Consider the following 14,891-nt stretch of genomic DNA (forward strand, 5'->3'; position numbering starts at 1 on the left):
CTTACTTATGATAAGGCTCCCCACGATTAATCCGAAAAGCCCGATAAATCTGCTCCACCAGAATAAGACGCATTAACTGATGAGGAAACGTCATCTTTGAAAACGACAGCTTCTCGTCCGCTCGCTTCATCACTGCGTCACTCAATCCGAGTGATCCGCCGATGACGAAGGTGACTTTACTTTTTCCATATGTAGCCAGCTTATCTATTGTATCGGCTAGTTCTTCGGATGTTTTCATTTTTCCTTCGATGGCGAGGGCGATGACGTGGGTGTCGGGACTGATTTTTGATAGGATGCGGTCGCCTTCTTTGTCTTTTATGATTTTCATGTCCTGGTCGCTTAGGTTTTCCGGCGCTTTTTCGTCCGGGAGTTCGATGATGTCGATTTTTGCGTAGGCCGAAAGTCGTTTGGTGTATTCTTCAATGCCTTGCTTGAGGTATTTTTCTTTTAGTTTTCCGATTGTCACAATATTGATATTCACAGGTCATCCCCACTTTAAAAACAAGTTATTCATATATGTTGTCCACAATTGTGGATATCTTTTCTGTATTTTGTGTAAGATCATTCGTTCCCCACTATATATACTGCGGGGTCTCCACATAATTCACAGGCTGTGGATAAACTGTTAGTATGTTCGATTTTTCTGATTTCGGGCGGCAGCTCGTGGTCGTCTATGTACATATCCAGCACCGTTTCGATGTGTTCTTCACAGGAATAATACGCTTGTTTCATGTTCAAATCCTCCGATGTTTTCTTCCATTTTTACAAATGTTCTCTTCTCAATATAACCTATTTATTCACATGTTAGTAGTGCTTCGGGCTGAGTTTTATCCACAATTCGACAAACAAGCTGTTGATGACTCTATTTCGCCCGTATGTTAATTTGGATGTAACCGATGTGTGGGGAGGTCTACATTTGCAGCTCAAATGGGTTTGGCTTTTTGTGATCATGTTGCTGCTTGCTGGGTGTCAGCCGTCTTATTGGGTGTTGGAGAAGGATCGAATCGGTGAAGGCAGTCCAGACTTAGAAATATACGCTACTTATCTCCAAATGCATGATGACGTGAAAGGATATCAAGTCTTCACCATTTCAGAAGGGAGAAAGATGGTTATTGTGTCTCTCGGAAGCAGCGAGAAAGATAAGAAGCTTGAGGTGTCAGACGTCAAATTCTCACCTAAAGAAACGATTGTAACTGTGAAACGAAAAACAGCTCCTACGGTAAATGAGAAAAACCCTTATATTTTGATTGGACTGGACAAAATCGCAGGGGAATTCATCGTACAGGATGAAACGGGAAACCGCTTTGAAGAAACAGATTACCAGCAATAAAGCCGGCGTTCTGAGAACGTCCGGCTTTTTCTTTTACTTCAGTGTTCCATGCGGGTCGATGACGAATTTTTTGGCTGCGCCTTTGTCGAAGTCGCTGTAGCCTTTTGGCGCGTCGTCCAAAGAAATGACAGTGGCGTTGACGGCTTTTGCGATTTGCGCTCTGCCGCTCAGAATCGCTTTCATCAAATTGCGGTTGTATGTCATGGCGGGCGTTTGTCCGGTGACGAAGGTATGGGCTTTGGCCCAGCCGAGTCCGAAGCGGATTTTTAGCGACCCTGTTTTGGCGTCCGCATCCTTTGCACCGGGATCTTCGGTCACGTATAAGCCTGGAATGCCAAGGCTGCCTCCGACCTGGGTGACCTCCATGATCGAGTTCAGTACAGCGGCTGGCGCTTCTCCTTGATTGCCGTGTCCGGATGCTTCAAAGCCAACACAGTCCACTGCGGCATCAACGGTTGGTTCACCTAGTATTTGTTCAATTTGCTCGCCGAGGCGGTCGTGTTTTTGTACGTTGACCGTTTCACAGCCGAAGCTTCTCGCCTGTGCCAGTCTGTCTTCGTTCAGATCGCCGACAATCACGGTAGAGGCACCAAGGAGCTGAGCGGAGTGTGCAGCTGCCAAGCCGACAGGACCCGCTCCCGCGATGTAAACGGTTGAACCTGTTTGCACGCCCGCTGTGTAAGCTCCGTGGAAGCCGGTCGGGAATATGTCGGACAGCATGGTCAAATCGAGAATCTTTTCTAACGCCTGTTCTTTATCAGGGAACACCAAAAGCTGAAAGTCAGCGTACGGCACCATGACGTATTCAGACTGGCCGCCGACCCAGCCGCCCATATCGACGTAGCCGTAAGCCGATCCCGGCCGGTCCGGATTGACATTCAGGCACACATGCGTTTTCTGCGTTTTGCACATCACACAGCGTCCGCAGGCAATATTGAAAGGAACGGATACGATATCTCCTTTTTTGATAAATTCAACATCACGCCCCGTTTCAATGACTTCTCCCGTAATTTCATGCCCGAGCACCAAGCCTTCAGGCGCCGTTGTGCGGCCTCTGACCATATGCTGGTCGCTTCCGCAAATGTTGGTTGTAATGACTTTGAGAATAACCCCATGCTCACATTTTCGATTCACATTCGCCTTTGGAACGCCGGGCCCGTCCCTTAAGATTAACTCCGGATAACCGATATCCTCCACCGCTACAGTCCCTTTGCCTTTGTACACAACCGCTTTGTTTCCTGTCAACGCCATTCCTCCCATTCATGTGTTTGGACTCTTCGTCCTTGCACATGACTTCGGTTTGGCATGACCCTTTCCCTTTCTCACGACTGTTTTTTCTGTATTCTTACAACAACAAATATGCCAAGAAAGCAGCCAATAATGGTTCCGGCTATGTCTAAAAAGTCGACTTTACACCCATTTAACAGGAACACAGTAATGGCCGAAACCAGGCAGATCATAACTGCCAGAAGAATAACCCGTTTGGTGCGCATGTAATTCCTCCTTTAGATTCGTTTCTAAACCATACCCAAAATCCTCTGTAAACTTCGGCTCAACAAAAAAAGAGACTTCATACCAGTCTCTTCATAATTTGAGATCACTCAAAAAATTTCCTGAGAAATAATGTGACAATACTGGTTACTAATGCAATCCCCGTATACATAACAACCCAAAACATGAATGAGCTATTGCCCGAAGCTAACGTAACTAACAATATCAAGCTCGCGATAAGAACGATGAGCGGTGCCACCCAAAATCTTTTAAATAAAAAATGACCCGCTATACCAAATACACCTGCGATGATCGGAAAACCAAAAACGATAAATAAAACGGCAATGGCTCCCATACTAACCTCCTTGCCCTTAAAACCCCTTCATCACCTCAACATCATACAGCTTCAAATGACTCTTCGGCGTCACGACATCCTTTACCTTCCCAATCTCTTTTTCCTTCATTTTCTTTCCGGTTTTCAGACTGTACTGTTCAATGTAGGCAGGCTTGTTATACGTGTATGTGAAGAAATAGAGGCTACTGCCTTTTTGGGTGATTTCTTTGAAATCGGCTTTCATTTTGTCCTGGGAAAAGGTAAAGGCGATGCTTGTTTTTCCTGTCTTGGCATCAATTTTGTGTACCTTTCCGAAGCCGTCAATGAAATACAGGTTCCCGTCATAAGGGAAAAAGCTGTTTTTAAAGCTGAAGGGCATGGAGCTATATATCGTTTGTTCGTCGTTTTTGTATTCAGCGATGTCGTGCAGCTCTACTTTGCCGCTTTTTTTGTTGATCTTGACCATTTGATAGAGATTGCGGGCTTTTTGGCCGCGAACCATAACATAAACAGCTTGGTCGTCCACAGCAAGCTGGGATTCGACTGAGGCTCCTTCCCGGTACTGCCATTCCGTTATGGTGTGATAGGTAAGCTTCTTCTGATCTGCTTGAATCTGAAGGAGCTGATAGCCTTTTTCATCATCTGTCGGGACGAGTGCATAAATGGCGCCATCATGGAAACCGGAGGCTCGGATGTAGTAGGGGATGATGTCTTTTTTCCACTCTCCGTCCATCTGGCGGTACAGCTCTGAGCGGTATCCGTCTCCCTTTTTGTCGTAGCCGGAGTTGTATAAGGTATAAAAGCCGTCCGTGTTTTGCAGAAAGCCTGCGCTGTCGCCTGTGTGCTGATAGGTTCTTTTATGGGAGCGCAGACCGTTTTTGATCGTATAAATCTTGTTTTTGTCCTCCAGCATCACACTGTCGCCGTGAACCTTGGCTGAGCCCAGCTCAAGGCCCTTCATCTTAAAGGAAGACAGCGTCCCGTCCTGGCTGATAAACAGGGCGTAGCTTTTCCCGCCGCCAAATGCATCTTGATCCGCAGAGGATGAGAAATACAGCAGGACTTCTTTGTCATCCAGGAAATCGGGGTTTCTGAGATCCTGCTGACTTACGGTTTTATGGCTTTTGAGAGGAGAAATGAAGACAAATAGTGCGATTCCTGCGAGAATCAGCATGGCGATGGTAATCATCCACTTTTTCATATCCTTCTCCTTAGTAAATGGTCATGATGGTTGTCGTATACGAAGAACTTGTGATGTCGCGCGGATACACGCCTAAGCCTCCGTTGCTGTCTATATCAATGCCTGCTTTCAGCAAAAAGGCAGACCATAGGAGCTTTGAACAGTTTTTGGCGCCGTCATGGCCGGTATTTCTGTTATTGACGAAGTTAAATGAGTATGGGTCGCCGACTTTTGATACCGCCCAGTCGGCAGCAGCTGTTTTTTGAGATGAGGATACGCTGACGGTTTGCACAATGGAGTTGTCTTCCACGTCTCTGGCATTATAAGCGATCTGCCTGACGCCGTCGCTCGGGACAGATTCAACAATTTTGTCAGCAGCGGAGTACATGCCGACGTGGCCGTGATTGTAGTAGGCTGTGTAGGAGTTCGTGTAATAGATATTGCCTTTCGCGCTTGTCGGGAGTTTTTTCGTGCCGGACGACCCGCCCATGATAGACATGCCGCTTTCCTTGGCGAGCCGGTCTCCCTCTGCTTTATCAGCCGTGATTTCCTTATAGAACTGTTTTAGGATAACGTCCTGCTTTACGTGCTGTTGTTTGGCAATCTGGCTGGCGGATTTCATGATTTCTTCCGGTGTCGTGCCTGGCTGCAGTGCGGCGATTTCTTCCGCATAATTTGTGGTCTTTACAGCTTTGGCGGGAGAAACAATCAGGCCGCCGCACATTGTAAGCGCTACCAAAAACATCGACACCCGTTTCTTCAATTTCATTACATCTCCTCTTTTCTTGTGAATGTAGGAAAGGTAATTTCCTCACCCACATTATATTAGGAAAATAAGGAAAGTAACTAGGTTATTTACAGAATTTTTAGAAATCATTTACAGAAAAAGGCCTTTATCAGGCCCTTTTCGTTAAATCTTCTTGCTCATCACTACGTCTGTTTCTTGAAATCCGGTTTGCTCATATAGCTTTCGCGCCGTCTGATTATGGGCAAAGACATGAAGGGACAGCTTGCGGATTCCCATGCTGCGTGCCGTTTGATCTAATGCCGCCAATGCTTGCTTTGCGTAGCCCTTTCCTTGATACGGTTCATATAACCCGAAATCATAAATAAACGCTTCCTGCTGCGGATGCTCAGGTTCAGCGTGTATCCAGAGCCAGCCAACGATATCCTTTTCATTCAGCTTGAGGCTCCACAAATGGTGATGGGGTGTTTCCAGCCCTCTCGGAAGCAGATCAGAAAACGCCTGCTTAGACAAAAGCTGTGCATCTTCAGGCAGCCATGTTCCCGCTTTTACCTTTTCTTCCGCGTAATGCTTTGTTGTGTACGTGAGATAAGACCGAAATTCTTCTGTCTGCATAGGGGTCAGCATGATCGTCATATCATCTCTCCTTCATATATTGACTAGAGGATTTTACATAAAATAGAAAGAGGTGTTACTATCAGAATAAGCAACTAAGATTGATAAGTCACTAGAGAAAGGAGTTTCACATGAATAAGATCGCACCCGCAGAAATTGCTAGCATGCTCAACGATTGGTACCTTGCCATCAAGAAACATGAAGTTGAAGAATCCTCCCGTTTATTTGAAGAAGTGAAGCCTTTATTGGATGACATGGAAGAGGATCAGGAGGTGCTTGCCTACTTCTCCTTATTGGAACTGCGCCACAAGGTTTTGCTTCATGAGGCGAGAGGACAGGGCTTTCAGCATGAGGAGCCTTCTCATATGAATGCTACGTCTGACATGCTGAAATATTACTTTTTTCTGTTTGAAGGCATGTATGAGGCCTATAAAAATAATTATGACATTGCCATTGGGCTGTATAAAGATGCAGAGCAGTATCTCGACAACATTCCCGATCCGATTGAGAAAGCCGAATTTCACCTGAAGGTCGGAAAGCTCTATTATAAGCTGGGACAAAATATTGTGTCCCTCAATCATACACGGCAAGCGGTCAAAACGTTCAGGGAAGAGACTGATTATAAAAAGAAGCTGGCTTCAGCGCTGATTACCATGTCAGGCAATTTTACAGAGATGAGCCAGTTTGAAGAAGCTGAGGCTTATTTGGACGAAGCAATTCGGATCACGAGTGAATTAGAGGATCATTTTTTTGAAGCCCAGCTTTTGCATAACTTCGGCCTTCTTCATGCGCAAAGCGGCAAATCAGAAGAAGCGGTTTCGAAATTAGAAGAGGCTCTACGGAACGATGAGTATGCCCGCTCCGCCTATTATTATCATTCTGTCTACTTGCTGATACGAGAGCTGTTTAAGGTCAAAAAGAAAGAACAGGCCTTATCTTATTACCAAGACGTGAAGGAAAAATTGACTGCTGAGCCGAATAGAATATGTGAGGCAAAAATAGACATTTTATATGCCATTTATGCAGAAGGGGGTCATGCGGAAACGTTTCACTTATGCAAACAACATATGGATGACTTGTTGTCCGAGAAAGAGTATGACAGTGTAAGAGAACTTTCCATTTTGGCTGGCGAACGGTATAGGGAACTTGAGCTTTACAAAGAAGCTTCCCACTTTTTTTATGAAGCATTACAGATTGAAGAACTGATTAAACGAACGGAGGTTATATAAATGAAAAGATTTCTGATTGGCGCAGGCGTCGCAGCGGTGATTTTATCAGGTTGGTTTATTGCGGACCATCAAACCCACTCACAGGAAATGAAAGTCGCTGAGAAAATGATTGGATAAATGAAAAACCCCCGCGGGTGCGGGGGTTTTCTTATTACAGCAGCTTCTTCCCTAGCAGGGATTCTACGAGCTCTACTGCTGTTTTACCTGTTTTGTTTTTGTGATCAAGGATCGGGTTAACCTCAACGAATTCGGCTGAGGTAATGATGCCTGCGTCATACAGCATTTCCATAGCCAAATGGCTCTCCCGGTAGCTGATGCCGCCGACGACAGGGGTTCCGACACCCGGTGCGTCGTTCGGATCAAGTCCGTCCAGATCAAGGCTCAGATGGACGCCATCACATGCTGATAAATAATCAAGGGTTTCTTCAATGACCTTTGTCATGCCAAGACGGTCGATTTCGTGCATTGTGTACACCTTCATGCCGCTTTCCTTAATGTACTTGCGCTCCCCTTCATCAAGTGACCGGGCGCCAATGATGACCACGTTTTCCGGTTTGATTTTAGGCGCGTAGCCTTCAAGGTTAACCAGTGACTCGTGGCCAATGCCGAGGCTGACCGCGAGCGGCATGCCGTGAATATTGCCCGATGGTGAAGTTTCAAGTGTATTCAAATCGCCGTGCGCGTCATACCAGATGACGCCGAGATTATCGTAATGCTTCGCTGTGCCTGCCAGCGTGCCGATCGCAATACTGTGGTCACCGCCCAGGACAAGCGGGAATTTTTTCTCTTCAATGACTTTGTTGACCTTTTGCGCGAGTTTTTCATTTCCCGCCAAAACAGAATTCAGGTTTTTCAGTTCCTCGTCATTTTTGATTTTTTCACGGTTGATCGGAATGTCACCGAGATCTTCAACCGTATACCCCATGTCTGACAGCCGCTCGATCAGATGAGCGTACCGGATGGCACTCGGGCCCATATCTACTCCGCGTCGTGCTTGTCCTAAATCCATTGGCATTCCAATAACCGAAATCGTTTTATCCATCTGTGATTCCACCTCAACATTTAAGATAATGTCCTATGCGGGTTATAACAAAGATGACTTGCGGACAACGTTTTAAAGCTCTAGCTGACGATTCGCCTGCTGGCGTTTTTTAATGACGACATGATAAATGATGTAGCAAATGACCATAAACGGTACGCCGCAATACAGCGCGATACGCTGCTCCGGATCAAATGCAAGGCTGATGAGCACGACCGTATTTAATGTTAGGCCGATCAGCGGAAGCACCGGGTACAGCGGTGTTTTAAATTTCAAATCTTCTATCTTCCCGCCCTCACGGATATATTTGCGTCTGAACATGATTTGGGAAAGCGAAATCGCGATCCAGCCGACCTGCGCACTCATGCCCGCCAATGATAACAGCACCATATATACGGTTTCAGCCGCCGCCACTTTTGACAGAAGCGACAGGCAAGCCACAGCCATCGTTACAATTAACGCGTTCAGCGGCACACCTCGCTGATTTGTTTTGCCGAGCGCTTTGAAGGCCTGTCCTTCATTCGCCATCGCGTACAGGATACGCGTTGATGCGTATAAACCTGAATTCGCAACAGATAACAGCGCGATTAAAATAACAAAGTTCATGATATCAGCTGCATATGGGATTCCGATTTGCTCAAATACGGCAACAAATGGACTTTCCACGACACCCGCCTGTTTCCACGGAATCATGCCGGCAATGACAATGATTGAAAGCACAAAGAAGACAAGCGTTCTCCATACTGTCTGTTTGATCGACCGCGGAATCGTTTTTTCAGGGTTTTCACTTTCTCCGGCCGCAACCCCGATCAGCTCAGTTCCCTGGAACGCAAAGTTCACGGTAATCATCGTTATCAATATGGCCTTTATGCCGTTCGGAAATAACCCGTCTTCATAAAAATGTGTCAAAAACGGCGCCTGCTCTCCGCCCTTCAGATCAATCAGGCCAAACATGGCAGCTCCGCCGAGAATAATAAATAAAAGGATAATCAAAATTTTAATGCCTGAGAACCAGAATTCAGATTCCGCAAAGGCTTTTGTGGTGATCGCATTTAAAATAAACATCAGTGCCGCAAAGACCAGACACCAGATCCATACGTCTATATGCGGAAACCAGCGTTGCATCAGCTGCCCCGCTGATAAAAATTCAATGGCGCATGTAACCGCCCAGCCGAGCCAGTACAGCCAGCCGAACGCAAACCCGAAGGCCGGGCTGATAAATTTTGTCGCATAGGTCTGGAAGGACCCCGACACAGGAAAGGCGACTGCCAGCTCTCCTAAGCAGAGCATGGTCAAAAACATGATAAAGCCGCCCACTAAATAGGACAGAACCGCGCCGAGCGGTCCCGCTTGGTTAATGGTAAACCCGGTTCCAAGGAAGAAACCGGTTCCGATCACTCCGCCCAATGAAATCATGAACAAATGACGTGATTTCATTGTCCGCTGGAGCTGATTTCCGTTATCTTGGTTTGTATTCACATTCTGCACCCCTTCAGCAACTTGTATTGGATCTAAGCTGGAACATCTACATGGTGCGTATCCCAGTTTGCTGTCCAAAGAGTCTCTATCTATTTAATATAAAATTCACTTCTTCTCATAAAGATACATTATACTAAAATACTGTAGCTGAGCAAATAGGGAGTGCTGATTTTTCTGTTGTAAATTTATACAAACGAAGTGAATATCCCGCCATGGTGCGGATTTATGCGTTTTGCAGCACGTGCTTAATTTTCTCTATCGCCCAATCCAAATCCTCTTTGGAAATGATTAATGGCGGTGCAAAACGAATGACTGTATCATGTGTTTCCTTGCATAAAAGCCCTTCTTCTTTCAAACGCTCACAATACGGACGTGCGGCTTCCGTCAATTCCACACCGATAAACAGCCCTCTGCCGCGGACTTCTTTAATGACAGGGCTGTCAATGCTCTCAAGCTCGCTTTTAAAGTATTCGCCAAGCTCAAGAGAACGATCCGCCAGCTTTTCATCCTCCAGCACTTCTAATGAAGCGATAGACACTGCACATGCAAGCGGGTTTCCGCCAAATGTTGAGCCGTGTGAGCCAGGGTTAAACACGCCTAGGATCTCGCGGTCCGCCGCAATGCATGAGATCGGGAACACACCGCCGCCAAGCGCTTTGCCCAAGATATACATATCCGGAACAATGCCGTCCCAGTCACAGGCAAACGTCTTGCCTGTACGTCCGAGACCCGTTTGAATTTCATCCGCAATAAACAAGACATTCTCTTCCTTACAAATCGCCGCCGCTTCCTGTAAAAATCCTTCAGGCGGAATCACAATGCCCGCTTCGCCTTGAATCGGTTCAAACAAGAATGCCGCTGTATTCGGCGTAATGGCCTGTCGAAGCGCTTCCACATCGCCGTAAGGAATGAGTTTGATTCCCGGAAGCATCGGGCCGAATCCTCGTTTATATTCCTCTTCAGAAGAAAGAGATACCGCCAGCATCGTGCGGCCGTGGAAGTTCCCGACACATGCGATAATTTCCGCTTGATTGTCAGCTACGCCCTTCACTTCATACGCCCAGCGTCTCGCCGCTTTCACTGCAGATTCAACCGCTTCAGCTCCTGTATTCATCGGCAGAATCATCTCTTTGCCTGTCAGTTTAGCTGTTTTTTCGTAAAAAGGCCCAAGCTGATCGTTATGAAACGCGCGTGACGTGAGGGTAATTTTATCAGCCTGATCCTTTAATGCCTGAATGATTTTCGGGTGTCTGTGACCCTGGTTTACCGCAGAGTAAGCACTCAGCATATCCATATATTCATTGCCTTCCGGGTCCTTTACCCAAGCACCCAGCGCTTCAGAAATAACAATCGGGAGCGGATGATAATTGTTGGCTCCATAATGAGACGTCTGATCAATAATTTCTTTGGATTTAGATAAAGCTGACATATTTGAATTCCCCCTTGTTTTCTGTTTCAACATGTTATCCTGCTTTCCCTTTATATAAATGCAAGTTCTGTGCCAAATCAAGAATTCGTGTGTTTTCTACAATTTTCGAGAACAAGGTGCAAAAACATTCTGATATTTCGAGCAAAAATTCCAGCAAGTGCAAAATTCTTTTGCATATCCTCTCCGTTTTTTTATAAAATAGAAGCAATATTAAGAAAATAATTGAGGGAGGTTCATACAGTGGTCAAAGACAGCGAATTCCTCACATTGGTTTTTCAGAGTATTTTAGATGAAATCGATGTTGGCCTGCACGTGGTAGACGAGCATGGAAACACAATCGTTTATAACAATAAAATGATGCAGATTGAAGATATGGAGAAGCATGACGTCTTGAATAAAAACCTGATGGATGTGTTTATGTTTTCAAAGCAGCAGGACAGCACACTGGTACAGGCTCTTCAGGAAGGCAAGACGATTAAAAACGTCAAACAGAGCTATTTCAATAATAAAGGCCAGGAAATTACGACGATCAATCATACATATCCCATCGTCCAAGACGGCAAAATAAGGGGCGCCGTTGAAATTGCCAAGGATGTGACAAAGCTTGAACGGCTGATCAGGGAGAATATGAACAAAAAAGGCAACACAACCTATACGTTTGACAGTATTCTCGGCACCAGCCCGGCCATTCAAGACGTCATCGAAAACGCCAAGCGGGCAACCCGTACGTCATCATCTGTGCTTCTCGCAGGCGAAACCGGTACGGGAAAAGAACTGTTCGCGCAAAGTATCCATAATGGAAGCGATCGTTCTGGCGGCCCGTTTATTTCGCAAAACTGTGCGGCGCTGCCAGACAGCCTTGTGGAAAGCATCTTGTTCGGAACAAAAAAAGGCGCGTTTACCGGCGCTGTCGACCAGCCCGGCCTGTTTGAACAAGCCCATGGCGGCACACTGCTGTTAGATGAAATCAACTCGCTGAATCTCAGCCTTCAGGCGAAGCTGCTACGCGCCCTTCAAGAACGGAAAATCAGGCGCATCGGGTCAACAAAGGATACACCGATTGACGTACGTATTATTGCCACGATGAATGAAGATCCAATTGATGCGATTGCAGGCGAACGAATGCGGAAGGACTTGTATTACAGGCTGAGTGTCGTCACACTGATCATCCCGCCGCTTCGGGAACGAAAAGAAGACATTTTGCTTCTCGCGTCAGAGTTCATCCAGAAAAACAACCATCTGTTCCAAATGAATGTTGAACACATCAGCGAAGACGTGAAGCAATTTTTCCTTTCTTATGACTGGCCGGGAAATATTCGCGAGCTTGAGCATATGATCGAAGGCGCAATGAATTTCATGACGGACGAGCAAACGATTACGGCTTCCCATCTGCCCTATCAATACCGCATGAAAATCAAACCGGCTGATACCCCAGAGCCTGAAGCACCAAGACACCAGCCGGCCGCGGACTTAAAAGAAAAAATGGAGAGTTTTGAAAAATATGTGATTGAGAACGTATTAAGAAAACACGGCCATAACATCTCGAAAGCTGCTCAGGAGCTTGGCATCAGCAGACAAAGCCTCCAATATCGGCTGAAGAAATTTTCTCACTCGTCTAACGAATAATCCGGGGCAGGAAGCCTGATCAGAAAAACAGTTCCTCTGCCGACTTCACTTTTCACTTCAATCGTCCCATTGTGGCTGTCGATAATCGATTTCGTTATAGCAAGGCCTAATCCCGAACCTCCATATTTCCGGGAGAATGCTGAGAATGGAGGTATTTGCAGTTAGCAGCCATTTGCTGCTGTTTCACGTGTAACATCCATCTTGTATTTTTCTTCATATTCGATATATCCTTTTCAACTGAACGGGCGTGACCCCTGTTCAGTTTTTTTTGCATATCAAAACAGCCTGGCAAACGATGCCAGACTGCTATGATTAACTGCCTAATTGGTCTGCGGAGGACAGCTTGATGTCTACAGATTTTTCTTTTCCGCCGCGGTAAAACTTCACCTTCACCCGATCACCGACTTTTTTCTGATAAAGCCGTTTTCGCAGGTCAACAATATCATTTACTTTGTAACCGTCAAATTCCGTGATGACATCGAGTTCCTTCAGTCCCGCTTTTCCGGCAGGTGAAAAGGCGTCTACACCCATCACAACCGCTCCATTGGTGACGTTCTTAGGAAGCTTTAATGTTTCATCCCAATGATAGCTTGCGATGTCGCTTAGGGATTTCATCTCAATGCCAAGGAACGGGCGTTTGACCTTTCCGTATCTCTCTAAATCCTCTATCACAGGGATCACGAGCTTAGACGGAATGGACAGGCCAATCCCTTCAACCGCTGACTCGGCAATCTTCATTGAATTGATGCCAATGACCTTCCCATCCATATTTAACAAAGCACCGCCGCTGTTCCCAGGGTTAATGGCCGCATCTGTTTGCAGGACTTCTGCGTTCCAGTCAGGCTGTCCATCACCGTTTGAATCTACTGGGATCGCCCTCTCCGTGCCCGAGATGACGCCTTGTGTGACAGAGCCAGCAAACTCAAGGCCTAACGGGTTCCCGATCGCAATAACCGGCTCCCCAGACTTCACTTTATCTGAATTTCCGAAATCGGCGACTGCTTTAATTTTATCGCTTTTCACCCGTAAAACGGCCAGATCCATCAGCTGGTCGCTGCCGACAAGATCAGCTGATACACGCGATCCGTCTTTCAAGCTGATTTCAATTTGGGAAGCGCCTTCGATGACATGATGGTTGGTCACGACATAAGCGGAATGGTCATTTTTCTTATAGATGACGCCAGAGCCGCTCCCAGCCTCGCCGCTCTCTCCCCGTATATCTGATTTTTGGATGTTCACAACACCGACAACGGCGGGCGACACATTGCTGACAATCTTGGTGACCGTATTGTTGACACTGACATTCACCGTCCTGATTGATTCCCGGCCGTTATTGTTCTGCTGCTGATCTAAAGCGCCCGTATCTAGCCCTTCATTTGAAAGGTACGGCATGATAAACGCCATTAATACGGCACCGACAATCACACCAATCAGACTTGAAAGAAAATATCCTTTTTTGCTTCTCTTTGGCTGTTCAGGAGTAGTATGTTCTTCCTCACGTTCGTAATCCACCATATTCCATCCTTTCCAAGAACGTTAATATGGTTATATTGTGGGTTAGAAGCTCCTAGAATAGTCATGATTTACATAGAAAAATTATACAGCGCAAAGCGGAGTGGCCTTCTTCGGATCAGTGTCGTATAAGTCAAATGTCTCACCCGTCACAAATCCTTTAGAAGCCAATGTCTGCTGCACAGACATTCTTGCCAGCTCCTTCATGTTGTTGTCCTGGCTCAAATGCGCCAGGTAAATACGAGACGTCTCATCGCCAATGACATCCGTCATCGCCAAGGCAGCATCTTCATTTGAAACGTGCCCGACGTCACTTAAAATCCGCCGCTTAATACTCCATGGGTATCTTCCCATTTGCAGCATACCGACATCGTGATTGCTTTCAAACACAAATACATTCGCTGAACGGATAATGCCTTTCATCCGGTCGCTGACATATCCCGTATCTGTCATTAACGCGAGCTTTCGGCCGTTATAATGGAATACATAAAACATCGGTTCCGCCGCATCGTGGGAAACGCCAAACGATTCAACATCAAGTCCGCCGAACGACTTCACCGTCTCCATCGGAAATACAAACTTTTGATCGGTGTCAATTTTGCCGATTTGATTCTCCATCGCTTTCCAAGTCTTCTCATTCGCATAGATCGGAAGCTTGTACTTTCTGGCGACGACACCAAGGCCCTTAATATGGTCACTATGCTCATGCGTCACAAAAATGCCGTCTACATCATCCAGCTTACGCCCGATCTGCGCCATCAGCCCATCCATGGCTTTTCCGCTCAAACCGGCGTCCACTAAAAATGCGTGATCCTCTGTTTCGAGGTAAAACGCATTTCCCGTACTCCCGCTCGCAAGTACGCTAAATTGCAAGCTCATGTT

17 protein-coding genes and 2 pseudogenes are annotated in these 14,891 nt (G+C 46.3%); 4 read left to right on the forward strand and 15 right to left on the reverse strand.

What is annotated here, in order from left to right:
- Window position 1: 1 nt before the first annotated feature.
- Both rlmH and WA279_RS11035 read right to left on the reverse strand, forming a co-directional pair.
- A complete protein-coding gene (gene rlmH, locus WA279_RS11030; RefSeq protein ID WP_326049946.1) occupies window positions 2-481 on the reverse strand; it encodes a 23S rRNA (pseudouridine(1915)-N(3))-methyltransferase RlmH in 480 nt (159 codons plus the stop codon).
- A gap of 80 nt (window positions 482-561) precedes the next feature.
- Window positions 562-732, reverse strand: coding sequence for a CxxH/CxxC protein (locus WA279_RS11035; protein ID WP_003219122.1), 171 nt, complete (start codon window positions 730-732; stop codon window positions 562-564).
- Between the two features lie 184 nt (window positions 733-916).
- Here WA279_RS11035 and WA279_RS11040 point away from each other — a divergent pair, with 184 nt between their 5' ends.
- The gene (locus WA279_RS11040; RefSeq protein ID WP_153255551.1) at window positions 917-1,330 is read left to right on the forward strand and encodes a hypothetical protein; all 414 of its coding nucleotides are present in this window, start codon (window positions 917-919) and stop codon (window positions 1,328-1,330) included.
- Window positions 1,331-1,363: 33 nt separating this feature from the next.
- Here WA279_RS11040 and fdhA read toward each other — a convergent pair whose 3' ends face one another.
- The 6 genes from fdhA to WA279_RS11070 form a co-directional block, all read right to left on the reverse strand.
- Window positions 1,364-2,590, reverse strand: coding sequence for a formaldehyde dehydrogenase, glutathione-independent (gene fdhA / locus WA279_RS11045; protein ID WP_268548554.1), 1,227 nt, complete (start codon window positions 2,588-2,590; stop codon window positions 1,364-1,366).
- Between the two features lie 62 nt (window positions 2,591-2,652).
- On the reverse strand, window positions 2,653-2,823 hold the full coding sequence (locus WA279_RS11050; protein WP_041850289.1) for a hypothetical protein: 171 nt from the start codon (window positions 2,821-2,823) through the stop codon (window positions 2,653-2,655).
- A 104-nt stretch (window positions 2,824-2,927) separates the two neighbouring features.
- Window positions 2,928-3,176 (reverse strand): DUF2651 family protein, encoded by a 249-nt coding sequence (locus WA279_RS11055; RefSeq protein ID WP_043940250.1) that lies wholly within the window; start codon window positions 3,174-3,176, stop codon window positions 2,928-2,930.
- A 16-nt stretch (window positions 3,177-3,192) separates the two neighbouring features.
- Complete coding sequence (locus WA279_RS11060; RefSeq protein WP_327830185.1) at window positions 3,193-4,356, reverse strand: hypothetical protein; 1,164 nt, start codon at window positions 4,354-4,356, stop codon at window positions 3,193-3,195.
- A 10-nt stretch (window positions 4,357-4,366) separates the two neighbouring features.
- Window positions 4,367-5,104 (reverse strand): YiiX/YebB-like N1pC/P60 family cysteine hydrolase, encoded by a 738-nt coding sequence (locus tag WA279_RS11065; protein ID WP_047183484.1) that lies wholly within the window; start codon window positions 5,102-5,104, stop codon window positions 4,367-4,369.
- Window positions 5,105-5,245: 141 nt separating this feature from the next.
- Window positions 5,246-5,716: a GNAT family N-acetyltransferase gene (locus WA279_RS11070; protein ID WP_336155417.1), complete on the reverse strand. Its 471-nt coding sequence runs from the start codon at window positions 5,714-5,716 to the stop codon at window positions 5,246-5,248.
- A gap of 110 nt (window positions 5,717-5,826) precedes the next feature.
- On the opposite strand from WA279_RS11070, the gene rapG reads away from it, so the two are divergent.
- Together rapG and WA279_RS11080 are read left to right on the forward strand one after the other, a co-directional pair.
- Window positions 5,827-6,924, forward strand: a complete 1,098-nt coding sequence (gene rapG, locus WA279_RS11075; RefSeq protein ID WP_336155418.1) for a response regulator aspartate phosphatase RapG — start codon at window positions 5,827-5,829, stop codon at window positions 6,922-6,924.
- Window positions 6,925-7,041 carry a Phr family secreted Rap phosphatase inhibitor gene (locus WA279_RS11080; RefSeq protein ID WP_003226961.1) on the forward strand — a complete coding sequence of 39 codons (117 nt, stop codon included), beginning with the start codon at window positions 6,925-6,927 and terminating at the stop codon, window positions 7,039-7,041.
- Between the two features lie 34 nt (window positions 7,042-7,075).
- On the opposite strand, the gene rocF is transcribed toward WA279_RS11080, so the two are convergent.
- From rocF to rocD, 3 genes are all read right to left on the reverse strand, one after another.
- Window positions 7,076-7,966, reverse strand: a complete 891-nt coding sequence (gene rocF, locus WA279_RS11085; protein WP_003226959.1) for an arginase — start codon at window positions 7,964-7,966, stop codon at window positions 7,076-7,078.
- A gap of 72 nt (window positions 7,967-8,038) precedes the next feature.
- Window positions 8,039-9,442, reverse strand: a complete 1,404-nt coding sequence (locus tag WA279_RS11090) for an amino acid permease (RefSeq protein WP_077670829.1) — start codon at window positions 9,440-9,442, stop codon at window positions 8,039-8,041.
- A gap of 223 nt (window positions 9,443-9,665) precedes the next feature.
- Complete coding sequence (rocD, locus tag WA279_RS11095; RefSeq protein ID WP_015483955.1) at window positions 9,666-10,871, reverse strand: ornithine aminotransferase; 1,206 nt, start codon at window positions 10,869-10,871, stop codon at window positions 9,666-9,668.
- A gap of 240 nt (window positions 10,872-11,111) precedes the next feature.
- Here rocD and rocR point away from each other — a divergent pair, with 240 nt between their 5' ends.
- Window positions 11,112-12,497 carry an arginine utilization regulatory protein RocR gene (rocR, locus tag WA279_RS11100; protein ID WP_336155419.1) on the forward strand — a complete coding sequence of 462 codons (1,386 nt, stop codon included), beginning with the start codon at window positions 11,112-11,114 and terminating at the stop codon, window positions 12,495-12,497.
- Here rocR and WA279_RS11105 read toward each other — a convergent pair.
- From WA279_RS11105 to WA279_RS11120, 4 genes and pseudogenes are all read right to left on the reverse strand, one after another.
- Window positions 12,479-12,631: pseudogene (locus tag WA279_RS11105) on the reverse strand (ATP-binding protein); the annotation flags it as partial. The gene rocR and the pseudogene WA279_RS11105 sit on opposite strands and share 19 nt — an antisense overlap.
- 27 nt (window positions 12,632-12,658) lie before the next feature.
- A pseudogene (locus WA279_RS11110) lies at window positions 12,659-12,789 on the reverse strand (hypothetical protein).
- A 20-nt stretch (window positions 12,790-12,809) separates the two neighbouring features.
- Complete coding sequence (gene htrC / locus WA279_RS11115) at window positions 12,810-14,012, reverse strand: serine protease HtrC (protein ID WP_015250812.1); 1,203 nt, start codon at window positions 14,010-14,012, stop codon at window positions 12,810-12,812.
- An 81-nt stretch (window positions 14,013-14,093) separates the two neighbouring features.
- The gene (locus WA279_RS11120) at window positions 14,094-14,888 is read right to left on the reverse strand and encodes an MBL fold metallo-hydrolase (protein ID WP_003226939.1); all 795 of its coding nucleotides are present in this window, start codon (window positions 14,886-14,888) and stop codon (window positions 14,094-14,096) included.
- Between the last annotated feature and the right edge of the window lie 3 nt (window positions 14,889-14,891).

Source organism: Bacillus sp. 204(2023) (assembly GCF_037027505.1).
GTDB lineage: Bacteria > Bacillota > Bacilli > Bacillales > Bacillaceae > Bacillus > Bacillus subtilis.

Excerpts from the sequence above, each read along its gene's own strand:
- WA279_RS11035 (WP_003219122.1), bottom strand. The coding sequence starts at position 732 with ATGAAACAAGCGTATTATTCCTGTGAAGAACACATCGAAACGGTGCTG.
- fdhA (WP_268548554.1), bottom strand. The coding sequence starts at position 2,590 with ATGGGAGGAATGGCGTTGACAGGAAACAAAGCGGTTGTGTACAAAGGC.
- WA279_RS11050 (WP_041850289.1), bottom strand. The coding sequence starts at position 2,823 with ATGCGCACCAAACGGGTTATTCTTCTGGCAGTTATGATCTGCCTGGTT.
- WA279_RS11055 (WP_043940250.1), bottom strand. The coding sequence starts at position 3,176 with ATGGGAGCCATTGCCGTTTTATTTATCGTTTTTGGTTTTCCGATCATC.
- WA279_RS11060 (WP_327830185.1), bottom strand. The coding sequence starts at position 4,356 with ATGAAAAAGTGGATGATTACCATCGCCATGCTGATTCTCGCAGGAATC.
- WA279_RS11065 (WP_047183484.1), bottom strand. The coding sequence starts at position 5,104 with ATGAAATTGAAGAAACGGGTGTCGATGTTTTTGGTAGCGCTTACAATG.
- WA279_RS11070 (WP_336155417.1), bottom strand. The coding sequence starts at position 5,716 with ATGACGATCATGCTGACCCCTATGCAGACAGAAGAATTTCGGTCTTAT.
- rapG (WP_336155418.1), top strand. The coding sequence starts at position 5,827 with ATGAATAAGATCGCACCCGCAGAAATTGCTAGCATGCTCAACGATTGG.
- WA279_RS11080 (WP_003226961.1), top strand. The coding sequence starts at position 6,925 with ATGAAAAGATTTCTGATTGGCGCAGGCGTCGCAGCGGTGATTTTATCA.
- rocF (WP_003226959.1), bottom strand. The coding sequence starts at position 7,966 with ATGGATAAAACGATTTCGGTTATTGGAATGCCAATGGATTTAGGACAA.
- rocD (WP_015483955.1), bottom strand. The coding sequence starts at position 10,871 with ATGTCAGCTTTATCTAAATCCAAAGAAATTATTGATCAGACGTCTCAT.
- htrC (WP_015250812.1), bottom strand. The coding sequence starts at position 14,012 with ATGGTGGATTACGAACGTGAGGAAGAACATACTACTCCTGAACAGCCA.
- WA279_RS11120 (WP_003226939.1), bottom strand. The coding sequence starts at position 14,888 with ATGAGCTTGCAATTTAGCGTACTTGCGAGCGGGAGTACGGGAAATGCG.